General features: G+C 39.8%; 14 protein-coding genes. 4 read left to right on the forward strand and 10 right to left on the reverse strand.

All coding sequences use genetic code 11. The features are described 5' to 3' along the window. Positions 1-78: 78 nt before the first annotated feature. Positions 79-795 (reverse strand): cysteine hydrolase, encoded by a 717-nt coding sequence (locus tag J4E76_RS11565; RefSeq protein WP_208504324.1) that lies wholly within the window; start codon positions 793-795, stop codon positions 79-81. A 348-nt stretch (positions 796-1,143) separates the two neighbouring features. Further along, entirely contained in the window at positions 1,144-1,791 is a 648-nt protein-coding gene (locus tag J4E76_RS11570; protein ID WP_208504326.1) for a TlpA disulfide reductase family protein, read from the reverse strand. A gap of 617 nt (positions 1,792-2,408) precedes the next feature. Here J4E76_RS11570 and J4E76_RS11575 point away from each other — a divergent pair. Further along, a complete protein-coding gene (locus J4E76_RS11575) occupies positions 2,409-3,329 on the forward strand; it encodes a PD40 domain-containing protein (protein WP_208504328.1) in 921 nt (306 codons plus the stop codon). 581 nt (positions 3,330-3,910) lie between these two features. Further along, positions 3,911-5,389, forward strand: coding sequence for a helix-turn-helix transcriptional regulator (locus J4E76_RS11580; RefSeq protein WP_208504330.1), 1,479 nt, complete (start codon positions 3,911-3,913; stop codon positions 5,387-5,389). A gap of 469 nt (positions 5,390-5,858) precedes the next feature. Here J4E76_RS11580 and J4E76_RS11585 read toward each other — a convergent pair whose 3' ends face one another. The 3 genes from J4E76_RS11585 to mce all read right to left on the reverse strand — a co-directional run bounded on the left by J4E76_RS11585 (position 5,859) and on the right by mce (position 8,961). Beyond that, complete coding sequence (locus tag J4E76_RS11585) at positions 5,859-6,716, reverse strand: NAD(P)-dependent oxidoreductase (RefSeq protein ID WP_208504332.1); 858 nt, start codon at positions 6,714-6,716, stop codon at positions 5,859-5,861. A 190-nt stretch (positions 6,717-6,906) separates the two neighbouring features. Beyond that, the gene (rlmD, locus tag J4E76_RS11590) at positions 6,907-8,313 is read right to left on the reverse strand and encodes a 23S rRNA (uracil(1939)-C(5))-methyltransferase RlmD (RefSeq protein ID WP_208504333.1); all 1,407 of its coding nucleotides are present in this window, start codon (positions 8,311-8,313) and stop codon (positions 6,907-6,909) included. A gap of 246 nt (positions 8,314-8,559) precedes the next feature. Beyond that, the gene (mce, locus tag J4E76_RS11595) at positions 8,560-8,961 is read right to left on the reverse strand and encodes a methylmalonyl-CoA epimerase (protein ID WP_208504335.1); all 402 of its coding nucleotides are present in this window, start codon (positions 8,959-8,961) and stop codon (positions 8,560-8,562) included. A 213-nt stretch (positions 8,962-9,174) separates the two neighbouring features. On the opposite strand from mce, the gene J4E76_RS11600 reads away from it, so the two are divergent. Together J4E76_RS11600 and J4E76_RS11605 are read left to right on the forward strand one after the other, a co-directional pair. Continuing rightward, the gene (locus tag J4E76_RS11600; protein WP_236017408.1) at positions 9,175-9,591 is read left to right on the forward strand and encodes a hypothetical protein; all 417 of its coding nucleotides are present in this window, start codon (positions 9,175-9,177) and stop codon (positions 9,589-9,591) included. Further along, positions 9,591-9,917, forward strand: a complete 327-nt coding sequence (locus J4E76_RS11605) for an iron-sulfur cluster assembly accessory protein (protein WP_208504337.1) — start codon at positions 9,591-9,593, stop codon at positions 9,915-9,917. The genes J4E76_RS11600 and J4E76_RS11605 overlap by 1 nt, the downstream gene beginning before the upstream one ends. 49 nt (positions 9,918-9,966) lie before the next feature. Here J4E76_RS11605 and J4E76_RS11610 read toward each other — a convergent pair whose 3' ends face one another. From J4E76_RS11610 to J4E76_RS11630, 5 genes are all read right to left on the reverse strand, one after another. Further along, positions 9,967-11,232: a hypothetical protein gene (locus J4E76_RS11610; RefSeq protein WP_208504339.1), complete on the reverse strand. Its 1,266-nt coding sequence runs from the start codon at positions 11,230-11,232 to the stop codon at positions 9,967-9,969. Positions 11,233-11,236: 4 nt separating this feature from the next. Next, positions 11,237-11,935, reverse strand: coding sequence for a carbon-nitrogen hydrolase family protein (locus J4E76_RS11615; RefSeq protein ID WP_208504341.1), 699 nt, complete (start codon positions 11,933-11,935; stop codon positions 11,237-11,239). Positions 11,936-12,023: 88 nt separating this feature from the next. Next, positions 12,024-13,910, reverse strand: coding sequence for an amidophosphoribosyltransferase (locus J4E76_RS11620; protein ID WP_208504343.1), 1,887 nt, complete (start codon positions 13,908-13,910; stop codon positions 12,024-12,026). Next, positions 13,911-15,431: an NADH-quinone oxidoreductase subunit N gene (locus J4E76_RS11625; protein WP_208504345.1), complete on the reverse strand. Its 1,521-nt coding sequence runs from the start codon at positions 15,429-15,431 to the stop codon at positions 13,911-13,913. Next, entirely contained in the window at positions 15,431-17,110 is a 1,680-nt protein-coding gene (locus tag J4E76_RS11630) for a NuoM family protein (protein WP_208504347.1), read from the reverse strand. The genes J4E76_RS11625 and J4E76_RS11630 overlap by 1 nt, the downstream gene beginning before the upstream one ends. Positions 17,111-17,113: the final 3 nt, after the last annotated feature.

A 17,113-nucleotide genomic window follows, 5' to 3' on the forward strand; every position in this document is an offset into this window, starting at 1 on the left:
TAGGCTATAAAGTTGAGAAGGGTGGCTCTTTTATTAAAAGATGCCACCCTATAACACAAGCCATGTGTTTCACTCACTCTACTTGTTGAGTTCTGTAGCTAATTGTGCAGTAGTCATTACTTTACTTGCCATCATTTTAAAATTGACCATGGCTGCGTCATATGCATTCATACCTGGAAGAATTGCAGCGGCTGTAGCGTCAGATACAATCGCCACTTCAAAACCTTGTTCCAAAAGCTCTCTCATATGAGACTCTACACAAAGGTTGGCCGACATGCCGGCAAGGATCACTTTGTCAATACCTCTTTTTCTCAATTGAAGAATTAAATCATTGGTGTCTGGTCCATATACCTTATGCGGACTAGTTACCACAGCATTCGCAATGTACTTTTTGTACTGAGGCATAAAGTCAGCTCCTGACTTATCAAAACCATCAAGAGAAAGAGGGTCTTTTCTGTCAAACATCTTGATGTTGTGCATTAAGGTTTCCAAAACTCCCTCAAATTTCCATTGGTGGTCATGTGGGTAGTAGTAATGTGGAGAGACGAATACTTCTATATTCTTTTGCTGAGCCATTTGGAAAACCTTCTCCAAATTGGCTACTGTATTGTTATCAGTGACGCTCTTTCCCACAACGCCCCAGGTGACACCATTTGGGCTGAGAAAATCAACCTGAGGATCAGTAATTACGATGGCTGTATTACCATCAATGACGAAACCAGGTTCTGGTAGTTGGGCAAAAGCCACATTGGCAAAAGCAATTGTGAATATTAGCGCTGTTATAAATCTTTTCATGGGTTATTTTTTTGTTGAAACAAAGTAGCATCATGAAGAGCAGTCTATAAATGGACAAAGGTTCGTCCGATTAGGACAAATTTCCCTTTTTAAAATGCAACCAACTAGGGTAGGAACTTTTCGCTAGTCTAGCATCAAAGGCTTTACTCAAATGAATACCTTAATCTGGTAATCATGAGTCGTTGGAGTGTTGGTCTAATCATCTGACCTGCCCGACTTTAACTATAAAACATCCCCACTTGATTTGATGCCTAGCTTCTCAGGTTTTTCTCATCCCAGATAGGAAATGGATGAGAAAGAATAGCGGATTTTAAGATATCTCAAGAAGACAGGCACACATAAAACCACTCATTGCAAGACTTCGGAAGATTTCTTAGCTAATAAATCATTGAGCAATGTATTGACATTGTCAGAGTTCCAGTATGCCATTCCAAGGTGTTTCAATACCACTTCGCCATCTTTATTTATGATAACACTAGTCGGAAGCGCCTCGGAGACAAGTTTAGTTGGTACATCTTCTTTTGAAGAATAATTATAATATGACAGGTCCTTCAAATTATCTCGCTTTTTTATGAATCGATCTATTTTTCCTTTGCTTTCATTCGTGAGAAACAAAAAGCTGATTTCATCATTGTCCTTATAGTTCGCTGTCAGTTCTGATAAGCTTGGCAGTTCGGCAATGCAGGGAGCGCACCATGTAGCCCAAAAATTTAGAAATACTACCTTCCCTTTATAATCCTCCAACGTCTTCGTTTCGCCTTTCAAGTTTTTAAATGTCCAACTTAAATCGGCTTCGGTGAGCTTTACAGTTGAATTACTCAGCTCAATTTCAGCCACATCTTCAGGCTCATCCATCAGTGTTGAGAAGAAATTCGCATTTGCCTGCTGGGCCTCTTTTTTCCAAGCAAAGTACCATGGAACGGAAGTAAAAACTGCGCCCAGAATTATTCCTATTAACGCGTAAAACAGTTTCGACTGAAAGAGACTCTTATTCATATTTGAAAGTTGTTATTGTTGAAGTTGAAATGGTTATACGTTATAAATAGTATTTGGTTATACCAAGTACTGGCTTTAAGATTATACTGCTCTTCTCTATACTTCTTTTGTTGTCCGAAACCGCAGTTAAAGAGGAACTATAATTAGATCACCAACATGATCATTTGAAAAATTTTATACTCTCTTTTTCGGGCCGAAGTTTTGGCATTTTTGCTCTCAGTGTGTGGAATTTACTTTCAGGAAATCTGTAGCTCGCATGTTTATGGGAGGTTATGCCATGGCTATGTTTTAAAGCAGACAAAGGCGTATTCTTACCTAGCTTTCAAACTTTTTTCTCAACTCCAACAAAACCACATTCTCCACGTGATATGTTTGTTTGGCTAAAGAAACCTTCCTTTTGAGGTATGTGGGTTGTTTTTTCAGCGCCCTTTTATGTGCTCGGACAAAAAACGGACAAGAATATGTCAGTTCCCATTCATTTCTTATTTGAAACGAATGGGAATGCTTCCTAATTTTTCGAAAGATGGGAAATGGATGAAAAGAACACCTTTTTTTGCTAAAATCGCAATATCAATTATTTAAAATACGTTGAAGTCTCCAACCTCAGCACATTAGATATGAAAAAAGTAATTTCGGCAATATTCCTACTTTCATTGGTCAATGCCTATGGCCAAGATGGGGGTATAAAAATTACCAATGATAACTATAAGCACTCACGTGCAATGTGGTCTCCGGTGGAAGACTTAATTCTTTTTGAGTCTAACATGGAAGGGAAGAAGTCTCTTTACACAGTTAAGTCTAACGGTGAAAACATAAAAAGGCTAACGAGTTTGGACTACGAAGATTGGATTGCTGCTTGGTCACCGGATGGGAAGAAAATTGCATATTCATCAATGAGAAATGATAAATATCAGATATTTATTTACGACCTAAATAACGATACCCACAGACAACTAATTACATCAGAATTTTCTGATTATGGCCCATCTTGGTCACCAGATGGAAAACAGATAGCCTATAGTTCTAAATTGAGCGGAAGAAATGTCCGTGAAATCTTTATTGTTGATGTTGATGGAAAAAATAAGAAGAGATTGACTCATAATAAAAAGATAAACGGCCTTCCTGTATTTTCAGCAGATGGTCAGCGCATATTTTACCAGTCAACTGCCGGTTCAAATAGTTCTAGTAAACCGGATATTTTTTCGTATCATTTATCAACTTCACAAATAGAACGAATAACCTTTTCTAATACAGGAGGAGGCATAGACCCATTTATTTATGCGCCTAATAAAAAACTTGCTTTTTTCACTGCAGGAAGTGGGTCACCAAATGGCCCTGGAACCTATTGGATTGATTTGGAAACTAGGAAAATGACCAAATTTGATGTTAAGGCAAAGAATCCAGGTCACCCAAATTGGAGCCATGATGGTCAATTTGTTACCGTCATTGACAGGAAACAGAAAGAAATTTATGTCTATGATATTGAAAATTCCAAATCAATTCAGATTACCGACAAGGCCAAGATTGGCAAAAATTGATATATCATTATTTCCTGACTAGCCAGGATCCTTTCTCAATTCCAGCAAAACCAAATTCTCCACGTGACATGTTTGTTTGGCTAAAAAACTCTCTTATTTGCCTGTAAGGGAAGATTTTAATTGTTATTGTTTTTCTCGGACAAAGAACGGACAAACCTATGCACACTTCTCAGCATTTTCTCATCTCAGTAGGGAAATAAATAGGAAATGCTTCCCAACTTTTAAAAAGATAGGAAATGGATGAGAAAAGGCACTAAACACTCAGATAATTTGACGGAAAAAATGTTTTCAGGTTTTTTCTTCTGCTTATAAGCCTCTTCAACTAACTCTAGCTTCGAGGGTACATGTGACTAATTAACCACATGTTATTGCCTATAGAGGGTTGCTATTTACCTTCCTCATATTAAGACTATTTTCAGCATTGATAATGCAAAGCTTTTATTTTAGAATTCTAAGAGTAAGGTTGCGAATCTCTTTGGGTCGTTTGACTATAGTAATCATCTCTTTAAGGATATATTTACCCAACAATGGTTATGAGTTTGGCCCAAAAATTGAAGACTATAACGAAAGTGCACTGATAGATGATCGAAAAGGTTGAAGTAAAACTATGTAGTAATAACGAGTATAAAGAGTTTATCAACGAGCACTCAAAAGGTTCTTTTCTCCAGCTAAAATCAGATTTCAGTGTAAATACTTTACACTTCATAAGTGAATTACCGAGCATTCAAATCGAGAAAAATAAGACCATTCTAGAACTGGCGAGAATTGTATGGAACATGGACGAGCTTGTCGACCAGTCAGAAGACGAATTAGTTTTCAAGAAATCAGATGGTAATAAAGTGGTTAGAAAACTCTTATGTCATCAATTGAGCATCTGGCCAGTTCCTGTTTCCAAGACAATCGATGAACTTTACTATAAGGACAAATTGGTTTTTGTATATGATGAAGATCTATATAGAGAAACTGACCATAATAGACGACTAAAGATTAGCTTAGAACGTAACCCTAATCCAAGAAGTAAAGTGTACACAGGTTTTGTTAGGAGTGAACTTCCCAATACCACACTAGGTGTAGGACTAAAAGGGGTAGTGCTTTCGACCAGTGAGGAACCTCAGACCTTTAGTACAATTTTAAGGCGAGACTTTGGCTCCTTAATAGAAGCGACTGATCCCAAGCTAGAATTAATCTTTCTAGAAAAAGAAAATAGCAACTGGGACAAATCATTCTTGAAATATTGGGATGCATGCCTTGAAATACCTGATCAGTTTGAAACTCAAAGTTTCGTTGGCCATACTAGTAGCATGCCATTCGATCAGAAAGAACTTTTCGGAGTATTACCGGGTATTGAGGGTGTCACTGGTTCGACACAGGTGTTACTATATTGGGATTTAACGGAAGGTTATCTTCTGTTGGACATTGATAGTGAATGTAGGTGTTTTTTTGATACTCTTATAAGAACCATATGGTACGTTGATGGACAAATCAAGGGTAAGATTTCGGAATTGAAAGAATCAATTGGATCGAGGTTAGAGCTTGTAGAACTCCCTCCTTATCAAACTGCACCGGGTTCAAGAGCTAGAATGCAAGAAGCGCTTGCTCATTCAAAAGCGAGAAAAATGCAGGAACAGCAGGGTAGAGTGGCACCTGAGAATGTCTATAAGGAGATAGACGCGATTTTTAAAGTGGAAGGAAAGGAACTTGAAAGTTTTGAGTACTTCAAGGAGCAATTCTTGGCTTATTATCCAGATTTCCAGAATGGTAGGGATCATCTTTTACAAGGTGAGAATTATTATAAGACCAAACTGCTTAAGAATCTAGAGGTTGGTAAGAACCTTGAGAATGATGACTATCAATTGACTTTGATGAAGCGTCTGTCTAGGAGAGAAATTGAAGTACTGAAACTGATTGCCCAAGGTATGACTACCGAAGAGATTGCTGATAAGCTTCTTCTAGTTCCTATGACTGTAGTAACCCTTCGTAAAAACATGCAAAGAAAGTTAGAATTGGAGAAATCGGCAGACCTTTTCAGCTTTGCTATCAAGGCCTGTTTGGCCGATTAATGTACGAATAATCAAAGGTAGTTAAAGATTCACCTGACCTTTCAGGTTTTTCAAAATCTGCTCTGACCGGCTTTTATACCATTACTCAATACTGATTATTCATTGTCCCTATCTTCAACTCTCAACCCCAACAATACCACATTTTCCACGTGATGTGTTTGTTTGGCTAAATATCGCCCTCTATTGGTCGGGTAAGCTGTTTTTTGATAATTCCTTGTCATCCTCGGACAAAAACCAGACAAAGCCATGTGCGCTTCTCAGTATTTTCTCATTTCAAATGAGAAATGAATAGGAAATGCTTCTCATCTTTTGAAAAGGTAGGAAATGGATGAGAAATAAGGTGTATATACACTCAATGAATATTCGTATGGTAACGTCCCGGATATGGCACGTGCCTCTGGGTTTTGTTTATTTCTTCTGAGCTAGCTGTTTTGCACTGCACTTTCAAGTAGTTACTTAGAGGCATGTGCTATATCGTCTGTTGTGAGGAGTTTATTAGTTCCCAAAAATTTTGTCTGGGCGTATAACCAAGTTTACTTTGAGCCTTGCTTATATCATATACCCGATCTATTGAAGTTGGGAAGTCCCAATTCATAGCTCTATATATTTTTTCTGCACCTGGGTAATACTTTAATATCACTTGTTTAGGGTTATTTTTTAGTTGTTCTAAATCATCTATTTGAAATGGTGATTTATTCGAAATGTTAAATATCTCAAACCCCTGAAAATCGTTGGTTGCAGCTAGAAAATGTGCAATGGCACCATCTTGTTCGTCCAAACCTCGATACAGGCGATAATTGGCAATGTTATTCTTCGATTCTTCCATAAACCTTGATACTCTCAGAACAGTAATTTTTAAACCTTCGATTTTGTGAAAATCTTTGCAGAGCTCTTCGGCTGTCTGTTTGGTTATATCATAAATTTCTCTGGGCTCAGGAATTAGAAGTTCATCAACCCAGATTGCTTGTTTTTCAGAGACCATAGCACTTCCATAAATAGACGTTGTACTAGTGTAGATGAATCTATCGACATTATGCTGCACCGATAAATTCAGTAGATTTAGGGTTCCCAAGATATTTGTATTGACAAATTCTTCCCTTGGGACATTTAGATCAGTATGCTTTCCATGGAGCGCTGCTGTATGAATTACGTGACTTACGCCATTAAATAATTTATTCAATTGCAGCTCATCTCTTATGTCTACCTGTTTATCTGTTGTATCGGCAGCGGTCAAATCAACACCTACAGATTCGATATTTCTGTCCCGAAACATGTCAATGATTTCTTTCCCAAGTTTTCCAGAAGATCCTGTTACTAAAACTTTCATAACTTTGCTCTAATTCCTCACAATGTCTATATAAAGGTAATTTAGCTAGATATTACTTTTAACCACCTGAAATGGAGGGTTATGCGGTGTTTTCTTAGCCTAATACGGTCGATTTGGTTTTAATCAGTATAGCTGATTTCAAAAGGCATTTTCCTAGTTCTTCTTAAAAATTACCTATTCAACTTCCAATTTACTTTCTCAATTGGAGTAAAATCGAGCATTCCACATGATGAGTCTGAGGGAACATATCCACTGGTTGAACTTTGATGACCTTGTACTTGGCATTGAGCAAGGCTATATCTCTTGCCTGAGTGGCAGGATTACAGCTCACATAGACGATTTTAGTAGCTTCAATTTTTAGAAGCATTTCGACAACATCTGCATGCATGCCGGCTCTCGGAGGGTCAGTAATGATGACATCTGGCCTTTCATGTTGGCTCATGAACTCATCATTGAGCAGGTCCTTCATGTCGCCTGCATAGAAGTCAGTGTTGTCTATGCCGTTAATCTCCGAATTGATTTTGGCATCTTTAATGGCTGCCTCGACATACTCTATGCCGATGACTTTTTTCGCTTGTTTTGCCACAAAGTTGGCAATGGTACCTGTGCCAGTATAAAGGTCATAAACTACTTCAGTACCACTGAGGCCAGCATAGTCTCTAGCTATCTTATATAGCTCATAGGCTTGCGTTGCATTGGTCTGATAAAAGGATTTTGGGCCAACTCGGAACTCAATGCCCTCCATTTCTTCCGTAATGTAGGCGAGCCCACTGTAGACTTTTACTTCTAGGTCGTGGAAGGTCTCGTTGGCCTTGTTGTTAATTACGTATTGCAGCGAAGTGATCTGAGGAAAATTTGTCTTGATAAACTCAAGTAAGTCTTGGTTTCTGTCTTCATCCAAAGCAAACTGAACAATAACCATCCACTCATTACGGACTGAGTTACGGATGATGAGATTTCTTAGCGAACCGGTCTTTTTCTTAAGGTCATAATGTGGGAAATCATTCTCTCGACAAAATTCTTTGACCGCATTTCGGATGGCATTGGAAGGGTCAGGTTGATGATAACATTTATCGATGTCGAGAATCTTGTCAAAGCTTCCGGGTACATGGAAGCCCAGGCCTCTCCGGTCAATGTCGTCACTGTTATCAATTTCTTCACGTGTCAGCCACCTCCAATTAGAGAAAGTGTATTCCAACTTATTCCGATAGAATTGGATGTTTTCAGATCCAAGGATTGGGGTGATTTCTGGCAATTCAACTTTCGCTATCCTTTCCAAATTGTCAACTACCTGTTGATGCTTGTACTTAAGCTGAACCTCATAAGGGATATGCTGCCATTTACAGCCACCACAAGTGCCGAAATGGCTACAGAATGGTTCTACCCGGTCTTTTGAGTAAGAGTGAAACTTCACGGGAGTGGCCTCCATAAAGCTGGGTTTCTTACGTGTTACGCGTACATCGACCACGTCTCCAGGTGCTACCTTTTCGATAAAGACCACTTGATCATCTACACGTGCTATGCACTTGCCTTCGGCAGCGATACCTTCGACCAATACTTGCTCTAGAATCTTCTGCTTTCCCCTGAATTTTCCCATGGCGCGAAATTAGTAAATAGTTAATCAGGAAATAGTGATCAGTTGATCAGAAATCGGTTATTCGGTCGTCATGCCGGAAAAACTGACCTTACATTTCAAGAAGGTCCATTTTGTCCGGTATCTTAGAACAAGGTTAGATTCCGGACATTTTTCTTGAACCTTTGAATTTGTCAAGAAAAATTCCGGAATGACGTTGGGTTTTAGGAATTCATTTACTCAAAACTTGTGGCTAGAGGTCCATGCCTATCAGGCAATTTCCTGACACAATTCTACCAAAACCCCATTAGTAGTTTTAGGATGGAGGAAGCATACGAGTTTGTTATCTGCTCCTTTCTTGGGTTCGGTATTAAGGAGGGTGAAACCTTCACTTTCGAGACGCTTCATCTCGGCTCGTATGTCTTCCACATCATAGGCGATATGATGTATGCCTTCGCCCCGTTTTTCCAGAAACTTAGCGATCGGACTATCGGGATTTGTGGCTTCGAGTAATTCTATTTTGTTCGGACCTACTTGAAAGAATGAAGTATTGACGCCTTCTGACTCCACACTTTCAACTTTGTAATGCGCTTCACCAAAGAGTTTGGCGAATAGATTATTGGAAGTCTCTAGGTCTTTAACGGCTATACCGATGTGTTCTATTTTTTTCATTTGTGCTTTCTTAGGACGTCATCCTCGCGAAGGCGGGGATCTCATAATTTGACAAGGAGATTCCAGTCCCGAAACTTCGGGATACGGGAATGACGATTAGTAATAGTATGTAATCATTACTTATCTTTGTAGTCGAAACAGGAAACTTATTTTCAAGTCAGCCTGTTTCAATAATTGCTCAATATATTCAATTGAGCCCAAAATGTTGCCAAAATGAATATGACTGGTGCAGGTACGGATATCCATGTGGAGAGCGTCAAACTTCAAAAGAAGATTGAGAGTCACTTGGGTATTAAAGGAAGTGAATTGAGTTTTGAATTTTCAGCCACAGAGGGCAAAACAAAACTCGATATGATCACTATTAACCCAAGGCATAACCAATCATTCCTTTTCCATTCTGAAGTGGGAATTGACAAGTTGGATGCGCTAAGAAAGATGTTGGAGTATGTAAAGTCTTATAAAGACAAGTATAACTCTTACACCATTCAGTGGATCGCCAAGGGAGAGAGCGAATTGCACACTTCATATTTCACAGCTAGCAACATGTATGATGCGCTAGATAAACTATATTACGGTCGAGACATCAATACGATTACAGTGTTTAGTGTAGTACTTAACCCGGTAGCCTAATGATTACAGTAACAGATACAGCAAAAGATAAAATTGTCGAACTCAGAAGTAAAGAGGGAAAAGGCGACAATCAGAATATACGAGTTGCGGTACAAGGTGGAGGATGCTCTGGCCTGATGTACGACTTGGAGTTCGATGCCGAAATCAAAGAAAAGGATGAGGTGTTTGAAGATAAAGGAGTAAAAATTCTAGTGGACAGAAAGAGCCTTTTGTACCTATTGGGGACAACGCTTGACTTTTCTGATGGTCTAAACGGCAAAGGTTTTCAGTTTGTAAATCCAAACGCATCGCGTACTTGCGGGTGCGGAGAGAGTTTCTCCGTTTAAGAGAACCACAAAAAAATCAAAAGGCTTCTATCGAAAGGTGGGAGCCTTTTTATTTGCTCCTCAGTAAGTCTTGCTCAACGTGCATCGCATCAAATGCTTCAAATACTCTGTCTTGATCATCTTTGCTAACCCAACCTTTGAGGCTCAATTCTTTTCTTACAACACTTTCAGATTCGCTCTTTACCCAATGATAAAATGCAAAATCTAGAACTTCCCTAGGAATTCTTTCTATTAGATATGATGAGAGTCTTCGAATAAAATTTAGGACTCCCAAGGAATAGATAATCACTAATTGAGCAATTAACAAGATTGACATTCCAATCCAACCTGTGTTGAATCCGTCAAATTCAAAACCCGCCTCAAAACGAAGCCGAATAAACTCAGCGAAGGTTAAGCTATAGTTGACATTCTCTAATTGTAATAGAAAATGTTGAAAATACTGGCCCAAAACAACTATCGCTAATGAAGCGAACCCAAGGATACTTCTCAGGATCGTGTAGTTTGAATAATTACCCCATTTAGCTCCTTCAGCTAATAGGAAAGCTAAGGCGATGGCGATAAGTGATTCATAAAATATGACGATGTAGAAGTACTTACTTGCAAGGGCAAAAATGAACCCTAAGGCGAGTGATGAGACAACTCCCATTGAGATTACAACCCATAATAAGGGTTCTTTTTTTGAATTGGGTTGAGGTAATGTTTCTGGAATAACATAATCCGCGAGTGTTTCGGACTTTTCAATTTCAGACAGAAGCGAATTGATTTTTTCATCGTCATATGAGGATTGAATTTCCTTGAAAACATGAATCAAGAGTTGAATCCTTTTCGAGTTATTTCCCATGTCCCATAAGGATCCTCTCAATGACTCACTCAAAATATTTACGCTACCTGATTTTTGAATAATCACACTTATTTTCTCAGTTAACACATCGGAAGAATTGGCTCGCTTAGCCTCAATTTGATCTTCTTGGTGATAAACAATATGCCATCCGAGCTTTTCAAAGGCTTCAGCAAAAATGCTACTAATAACCTTGTACTCTGTCTTTGTTTCAAATGAATCAGCACTTTTTAAGTTAAACCCAAACGAATGGTTTGGCTTAACTGTCTTAAGAAAATCTCTGTATTGCCTCTCACCTTTCAGCACAATTGGCTTAATGTCTATATCTACTTCTGAAATGCTTCCTCTTTTCTCAAGCTCCCATGCTGCGGCTTGTTGTGCCTCAATTGTATAGTCACCTTTTGAATTGAGAATCGTTTTAAGCTCGCGAACACTCTTGCTCTCCATTTTTGGAGAGAATTGATTTTCTTTAGTCATAAAACTATAGGGTTAACAATACTAGTGATGACTGATTCTCATCTAGTGATTCAACCAGTTCACCTTCCGAGTTCCAGAGCCCAGATTGCCCTCCTCCAATATTCCCGTCAAATTCTCCCACACAGTTACACATCAAGACTGGAATCTTGTATTGCTTAGCAATTTGAGAGAGTCTTGGGTTATTTCTCGCTACACCATTTACTGTTTTGGCTACACTGGCGATATAGACTTCCGCTCCATTTTGATTTGCCGCTTTGCTATGCTCTGGAATGGTCAGCTCATAGCAGATGGCGAGAGCCACTCTCTTGTCTGCTTCGATAATACCATCGCTGGGTGGCCCCGAAACGAAGTAAGGATCTTCATCCTCATGTAGGTATTGCTTGGAGTACAGGCTTCTTTCCTTGTTGGGTCGAAATATTACCAGACTAATACAAATACCATTGTCTGCTTTCGTAGGTGCACCTACACAGATGATGATATCATTAGCATTACTCAGTTCTTGAAAAGGGTCAAGTCTTTGATCACCAAGATCAATGGCTAATTCCTTTGCTAAGTCAGGCTCATAGCCCGTGAGTGAGAGCTCAGAGAATACAATTAAATCTGCATTTTCATCTGCCGCTTGTTGAACAAAGTGAAGGTGATCCTTAATGTTGGCTTCGATATTTCCAGCGACTGGTAGTGTTTGAGCAAGACTGATTTTCATGCCATCGAATATCCATAAATCTCAATTCTTACAAAAGAGGAATTTAGAACAATCTCAATACGAAATACTAGGTACGCCCTACGCTCTACTAATACGCCCTAACCTCTTTGCCTTCCATAAAATTGATAAAGGCTTTATTGACAACGCGATTACCACCTGGAGTAGGATATTCACCAGTGAAATACCAGTCACCAAGATTTTTCGGACAAGCTTGATGTAAGTTTTCTACTGTTTGGTATACAACCTCTAATTCAGCTTTTAGCCCTTCCGGTCTAACAATGTCAGTAATCTTCTTAGAAACCTCATCATAAGTAAACTGATCGTAAAGCTCTTTTACGTAGTTAGCCTGATCCTTATTGTTGATGTTGGCTAAAGCTTTGTGATAAGCTTCTTCTAGCAAGTTCTCTTTGAAATTTTCCTTCAATAGGGCAAGCATTGCTCTAAATGCCACGAATTCCTTCACTTTCGACATGTCAATGCCATAGCAATCAGGGTATCGGATTTGAGGTGCAGAAGAGACGATGACAATCTTCTTAGGTTCTAGCCTATCGAGCATTTTTAGGATACTCTTTTCAAGAGTAGTACCACGAACAATTGAGTCATCAATAACCACTAGAGTATCCACGCTCTTATTGATTACCTCATAAGTGGTGTCGTAAACATTGGCTACCAATTCATCTCGACTATTGTCATCGGCAATGAACGTTCTCAGTTTAGCATCTTTGATTACTAGCTTTTCAACTCTAGGTTGAAAGCTTAGTAACTCTTCAGGCGTCTCCAAAGAAGGTTGGCCATCAATGATGACTTCCTTTCTTCTTTTGAGCATGAACTCGTCCAAACCTTGCATCATTCCTAAGAATGAGATCTCTGCAGTATTGGGTATATAAGAAAAGACCGTATGCTTCAAGTCCATATTGATGGACTTAAGAATTTGAGGAATAACAAGTCTCCCCAAGTTTTTTCTCTCATTATAGATATCTGGGTCAGTCCCTCGAGAGAAGTAAATGCGTTCGAAAGAGCAGGCTTTCAACTCACCTGATTCCATGATTGGTACTTCTTCCCAATCGGCATTTTTCTCAACAATGAGCGCATGACCAGGCTTGACCTCTTCAATTTCTTCGTAATTGACGTTGAAGGCTGCTTTAATAGCCTGCTTCTCCGAAGCGACTACAATCACTTCGTCATCAATGTATTTAAATGCAGGACGAATACCATTTGGGTCTCGTACTATGAATGAGGCTCCGTGACCCAGAAGGCCTACCATTGCGTATCCACCATCAAAATCTTTGAATGATCGCTTCAGTATACGCTGAAGGTTCATTTCATTTTCGATGTGCTTCGTAATCTCGTAATTCTCCTTCTTGTTACGATACTTATCGAAAATGCGCTGGTTCTCTTCATCAACAAAGTGCCCGATTTTTTCCATCACGGTCACCGTATCTGTTTTTTCTTTTGGGTGCTGGCCAAGTTGAACGAGTAGGTCAAATAGCTCATCAACATTTGTCATGTTGAAATTTCCAGCCATTACAAGATTTCTACTCCTCCAGTTGTTTTGCCTTAAGAAGGGATGACAGCTTTCTATACTATTCTTTCCATGAGTTCCATAGCGAAGGTGACCCATCCAGAGTTCACCAGTAAAACCCATATTATTTTTCATCCACTCCGCATCATTCGGATCGTAGCCAGACTTCTTTTTTGCCTTCTCGAACTTCCGACCAATTTTGGCGAAGATTTCGGCTACGGGCTGTGGATTTATGGTTCGGTACCTACTGATAAAGCGAGTTCCTGGATCAACATCGACTTTGATGTTGGCCACTCCGACACCATCTTGGCCTCGGTTGGACTGCTTTTGCATCATGATATAAAGCTTATTTACCGCGTAGGAAGCTGAACCATATTTATCAATATAGTATTGAAGCGGTTTTCTGAGTCGAATGTGGGCTATGCCGCATTCGTGTTTGATCTGCTCACTCATTTATGGTATCCAAAGCTCAAAATTAATACTATTCATTAGGCCTACAAACCAATCCGACCTAAAGAACAAGAGTAACAAAGGCAATACAAATAAAGTGCCCACTAAGGCATCCGAAATTTCCTTATTATCCAAACTGATTTCCGACTGTGGTGTTTTGAAAAATAGCAAATAGGGGAGTTTGAGGTAATAGAACAAGGCAACGACTGTATTCAATAAACCAAAAACGAAGACCCAAATTAGAATATCATGTCCATCGGCCTGATAGCTTTCCCAAAGCGCTGAAAAAATATAGAGTTTTCCGTTGAAGCCCGCTGTAGGAGGAAGGCCAGTTAAGGCAATCATAACCACTAATACTAAGCTAGCAATGAGTGGAAGTTTTATACCCAAGCCTTTCATACTTTGGAAAGAGGTATCACCTGTTTGTCGCTCAAGAATTTGTACTAAATAGAAAGCGCCAAAATTCATCATCAAGTAAACCGATCCATAGAATAGCATGGCTTGATTACCAGAACTGCTAAAGGCTAAAATGCCTACCAGCAAAAAACCTGCATGGGCGATGGACGAATAGGCCAGCATTCGTTTGATGTCTTTTTGCCATAAAGCAGAGAAGTTGCCAACGGTCATACTAGCAATGGCTAGGATGCCGATCCATAACTCCCAATCAATGAGTGGTGTATTGATCAGGTTAACGAATTTGAAAATGATGACGAGTGCTGCTAGTTTAGGCAATACTGAGAACACAGCCACAATGGGTGTTGGTGTGGCTTCATATACGTCTGGCGACCAAATGTGCAATGGAAATGCTCCTAGCTTGAAAAGAAAGCCACCCATTACCATTACACAAGCAATAGAAAGCGGTAACTGTGGGATCTGAGTTATAGCAATAGCAAAAGACTGATCGGTCAAATTGAGTGTTCCTGTAAAACCGTAAAGCCAACTCATGCCGTACAACATGATGGCAGAAGCAACAGCTCCGTAGATGAGATACTTCATGGCTGCTTCGGCTTTTTTCCTGCCTTTAGTCAATCCGGTGAGTATGTAGGAACAAATGGAAACGACCTCAATCGAGATATAAATCATGAGGAGGTTGCTCGATAATGTCATGAAGGATGCACCTAAAAGCAGTCCGAATAGCATCACTAGTATTTCACTACTCTTGAAGAAATCTTTTTGCAGATCACCCGATCGAATGGCAGTGATGAGGGCCATTGTCAAACCTATGATAAACCCGCCTTTGAGAAAAATGGAGAGCCTATTGAGATTGAGCAAACCCGACATGAGGGCTTTGGAAGATTCTACACTATGCCATTGTTGAATGGTCAATACAAAGCAATAAGCAAGGCCTGCGAAGGCAATTGCTGCTAATCCGATTGATTTATTCTTCTTGAAAATTAGATCGAATACAACAAGTAGAATAATAGTTGAGACAATGACAATCTCAGGGAGCAAAGCCCATAAGTCTTGACTGGTGCTTGCCAGCTTTTCTTTCAGTCCACTATGTTGGAGTTGACTTATCAGCATTACTTGCGAAACTGGAATAGATGATCAGCAAAACTCTCTACTGAATTGTTGATAAGATCTAAAAGTAGAGATGGGTAGATTCCAAAAACTAGGATGAGAATTACCAAGGGCACAAGCATCAGGTATTCCCTGCTGTTCAAATCGGTGAGCGAATTCACCCAGTTTTTATCTTTTACCCAAAACTTTCCAAAGAACATGCGCTGCAAAGTCCATAGGTAGTAACCAGCACCAAGCACTAGGCCAGTTGTTGCCACTACAGGCATCCAGGCTGGAATGGCCGATGACTTAAAGGAGCCAATGAAGACCATCAGTTCAGCAATGAATCCTGAAAACCCGGGAAGACCTAAGGATGCAAAGAAGGCAATGGCCACGAAGACGGTATACTTTGGCATTTGTGAAGCCAGACCACCATAGTTTTCGATCATACGATCGTGAGTACGGTCATAAATCACTCCTGCAATTAGGAATAGCATAGCTGAAATGAGGCCATGAGAATACATTTGATAAATAGCACCACTGATGCCTTCGACAGTCATGGCTGCTAGGCCCATCAACACGAAACCCATATGAGATACTGAACTGTAGGCAATGAGCTTCTTCAAGTCTTTCTGTGCCAAAGCATTTAACGCGCCATAGATAATAGCGAACATTCCGAAGAAGCCTATCAGCCAAGAATAGTGATAGGCACTATCTGGAAACATAACGAAAGCCGTTCGGATCAGTCCGTAACCTCCTACTTTCAGGAGAATCCCTGCCAAGACAACCGAGATGGGAGTAGGTGCTTCCACGTGAGCATCTGGTAGCCAGGTGTGGAAAGGAACCGCTGGGAGTTTTATGGCAAAACCAATCAATAAGGCAAGAAAGGCGATCCACCTAGCAGGCTGTCCAAAGATTTTTGCTAGTCCAGATTTTTCAAGGAAAGATCCTGGAATGTAATTATCAGCATCTGCCATGTGGATCATATTGAATGATTTCACAATTTGACCTGACTTTATCGTGCCGTCTTGTACTAATTGTTGAACCTGCTCAACTTGGCTCGCTTCATACCCAGCTTCCAGAGCAGTTTTCACTGGATCGTAAACCGAGTTATAAAGGCCAATCATCACGATGAGAATCAGTATAGATCCCACAAGCGTATAGAGGAAGAATTTGATCGCAGCGTACTCTTTTCTTGGTCCACCCCAAATACCGATTAAGAAGTACATCGGTAAGAGCATAAACTCAAAGAATAGATAAAAGAGGAAGAAGTCTAAAGCCACAAAGCAACCTAGAATGGAAGAGGATAGGAGTAGGTAAAGCCCAAAATAAGCTTTCTGTTTTTCCTTGATATTCCAAGAAGCGATTGCTCCAATTAATAAAACAATGCCAGCCAGTAGGAGCATACCTACATTAAGTCCGTCTGTTCCTACAAAATAGTCTACAGAGAATTTTCCGAGGGAACCGAGAGACATTGAGAACCACTCAGTTTTTTCAACTAGTTGAAGATTTGCCTCACTGTTTATAGCTCCTTGAACTGATCCGTCAAACTTTGAAACAGCAAAGATGATAAGGACCAATGTCAAGCCTAAGCCTAGCACAGTGAGTACCCGATAGAGGTTTTGATACACTTTCGGTGTCAGTAGTACCAATAATGCTGCTACAAGGGGGATGAAAACGATATATGATAACAGGTGCACCATAGT

The sequence above is a fragment of the Roseivirga sp. E12 genome (assembly GCF_017592825.1).
Lineage (GTDB): Bacteria > Bacteroidota > Bacteroidia > Cytophagales > Cyclobacteriaceae > Roseivirga.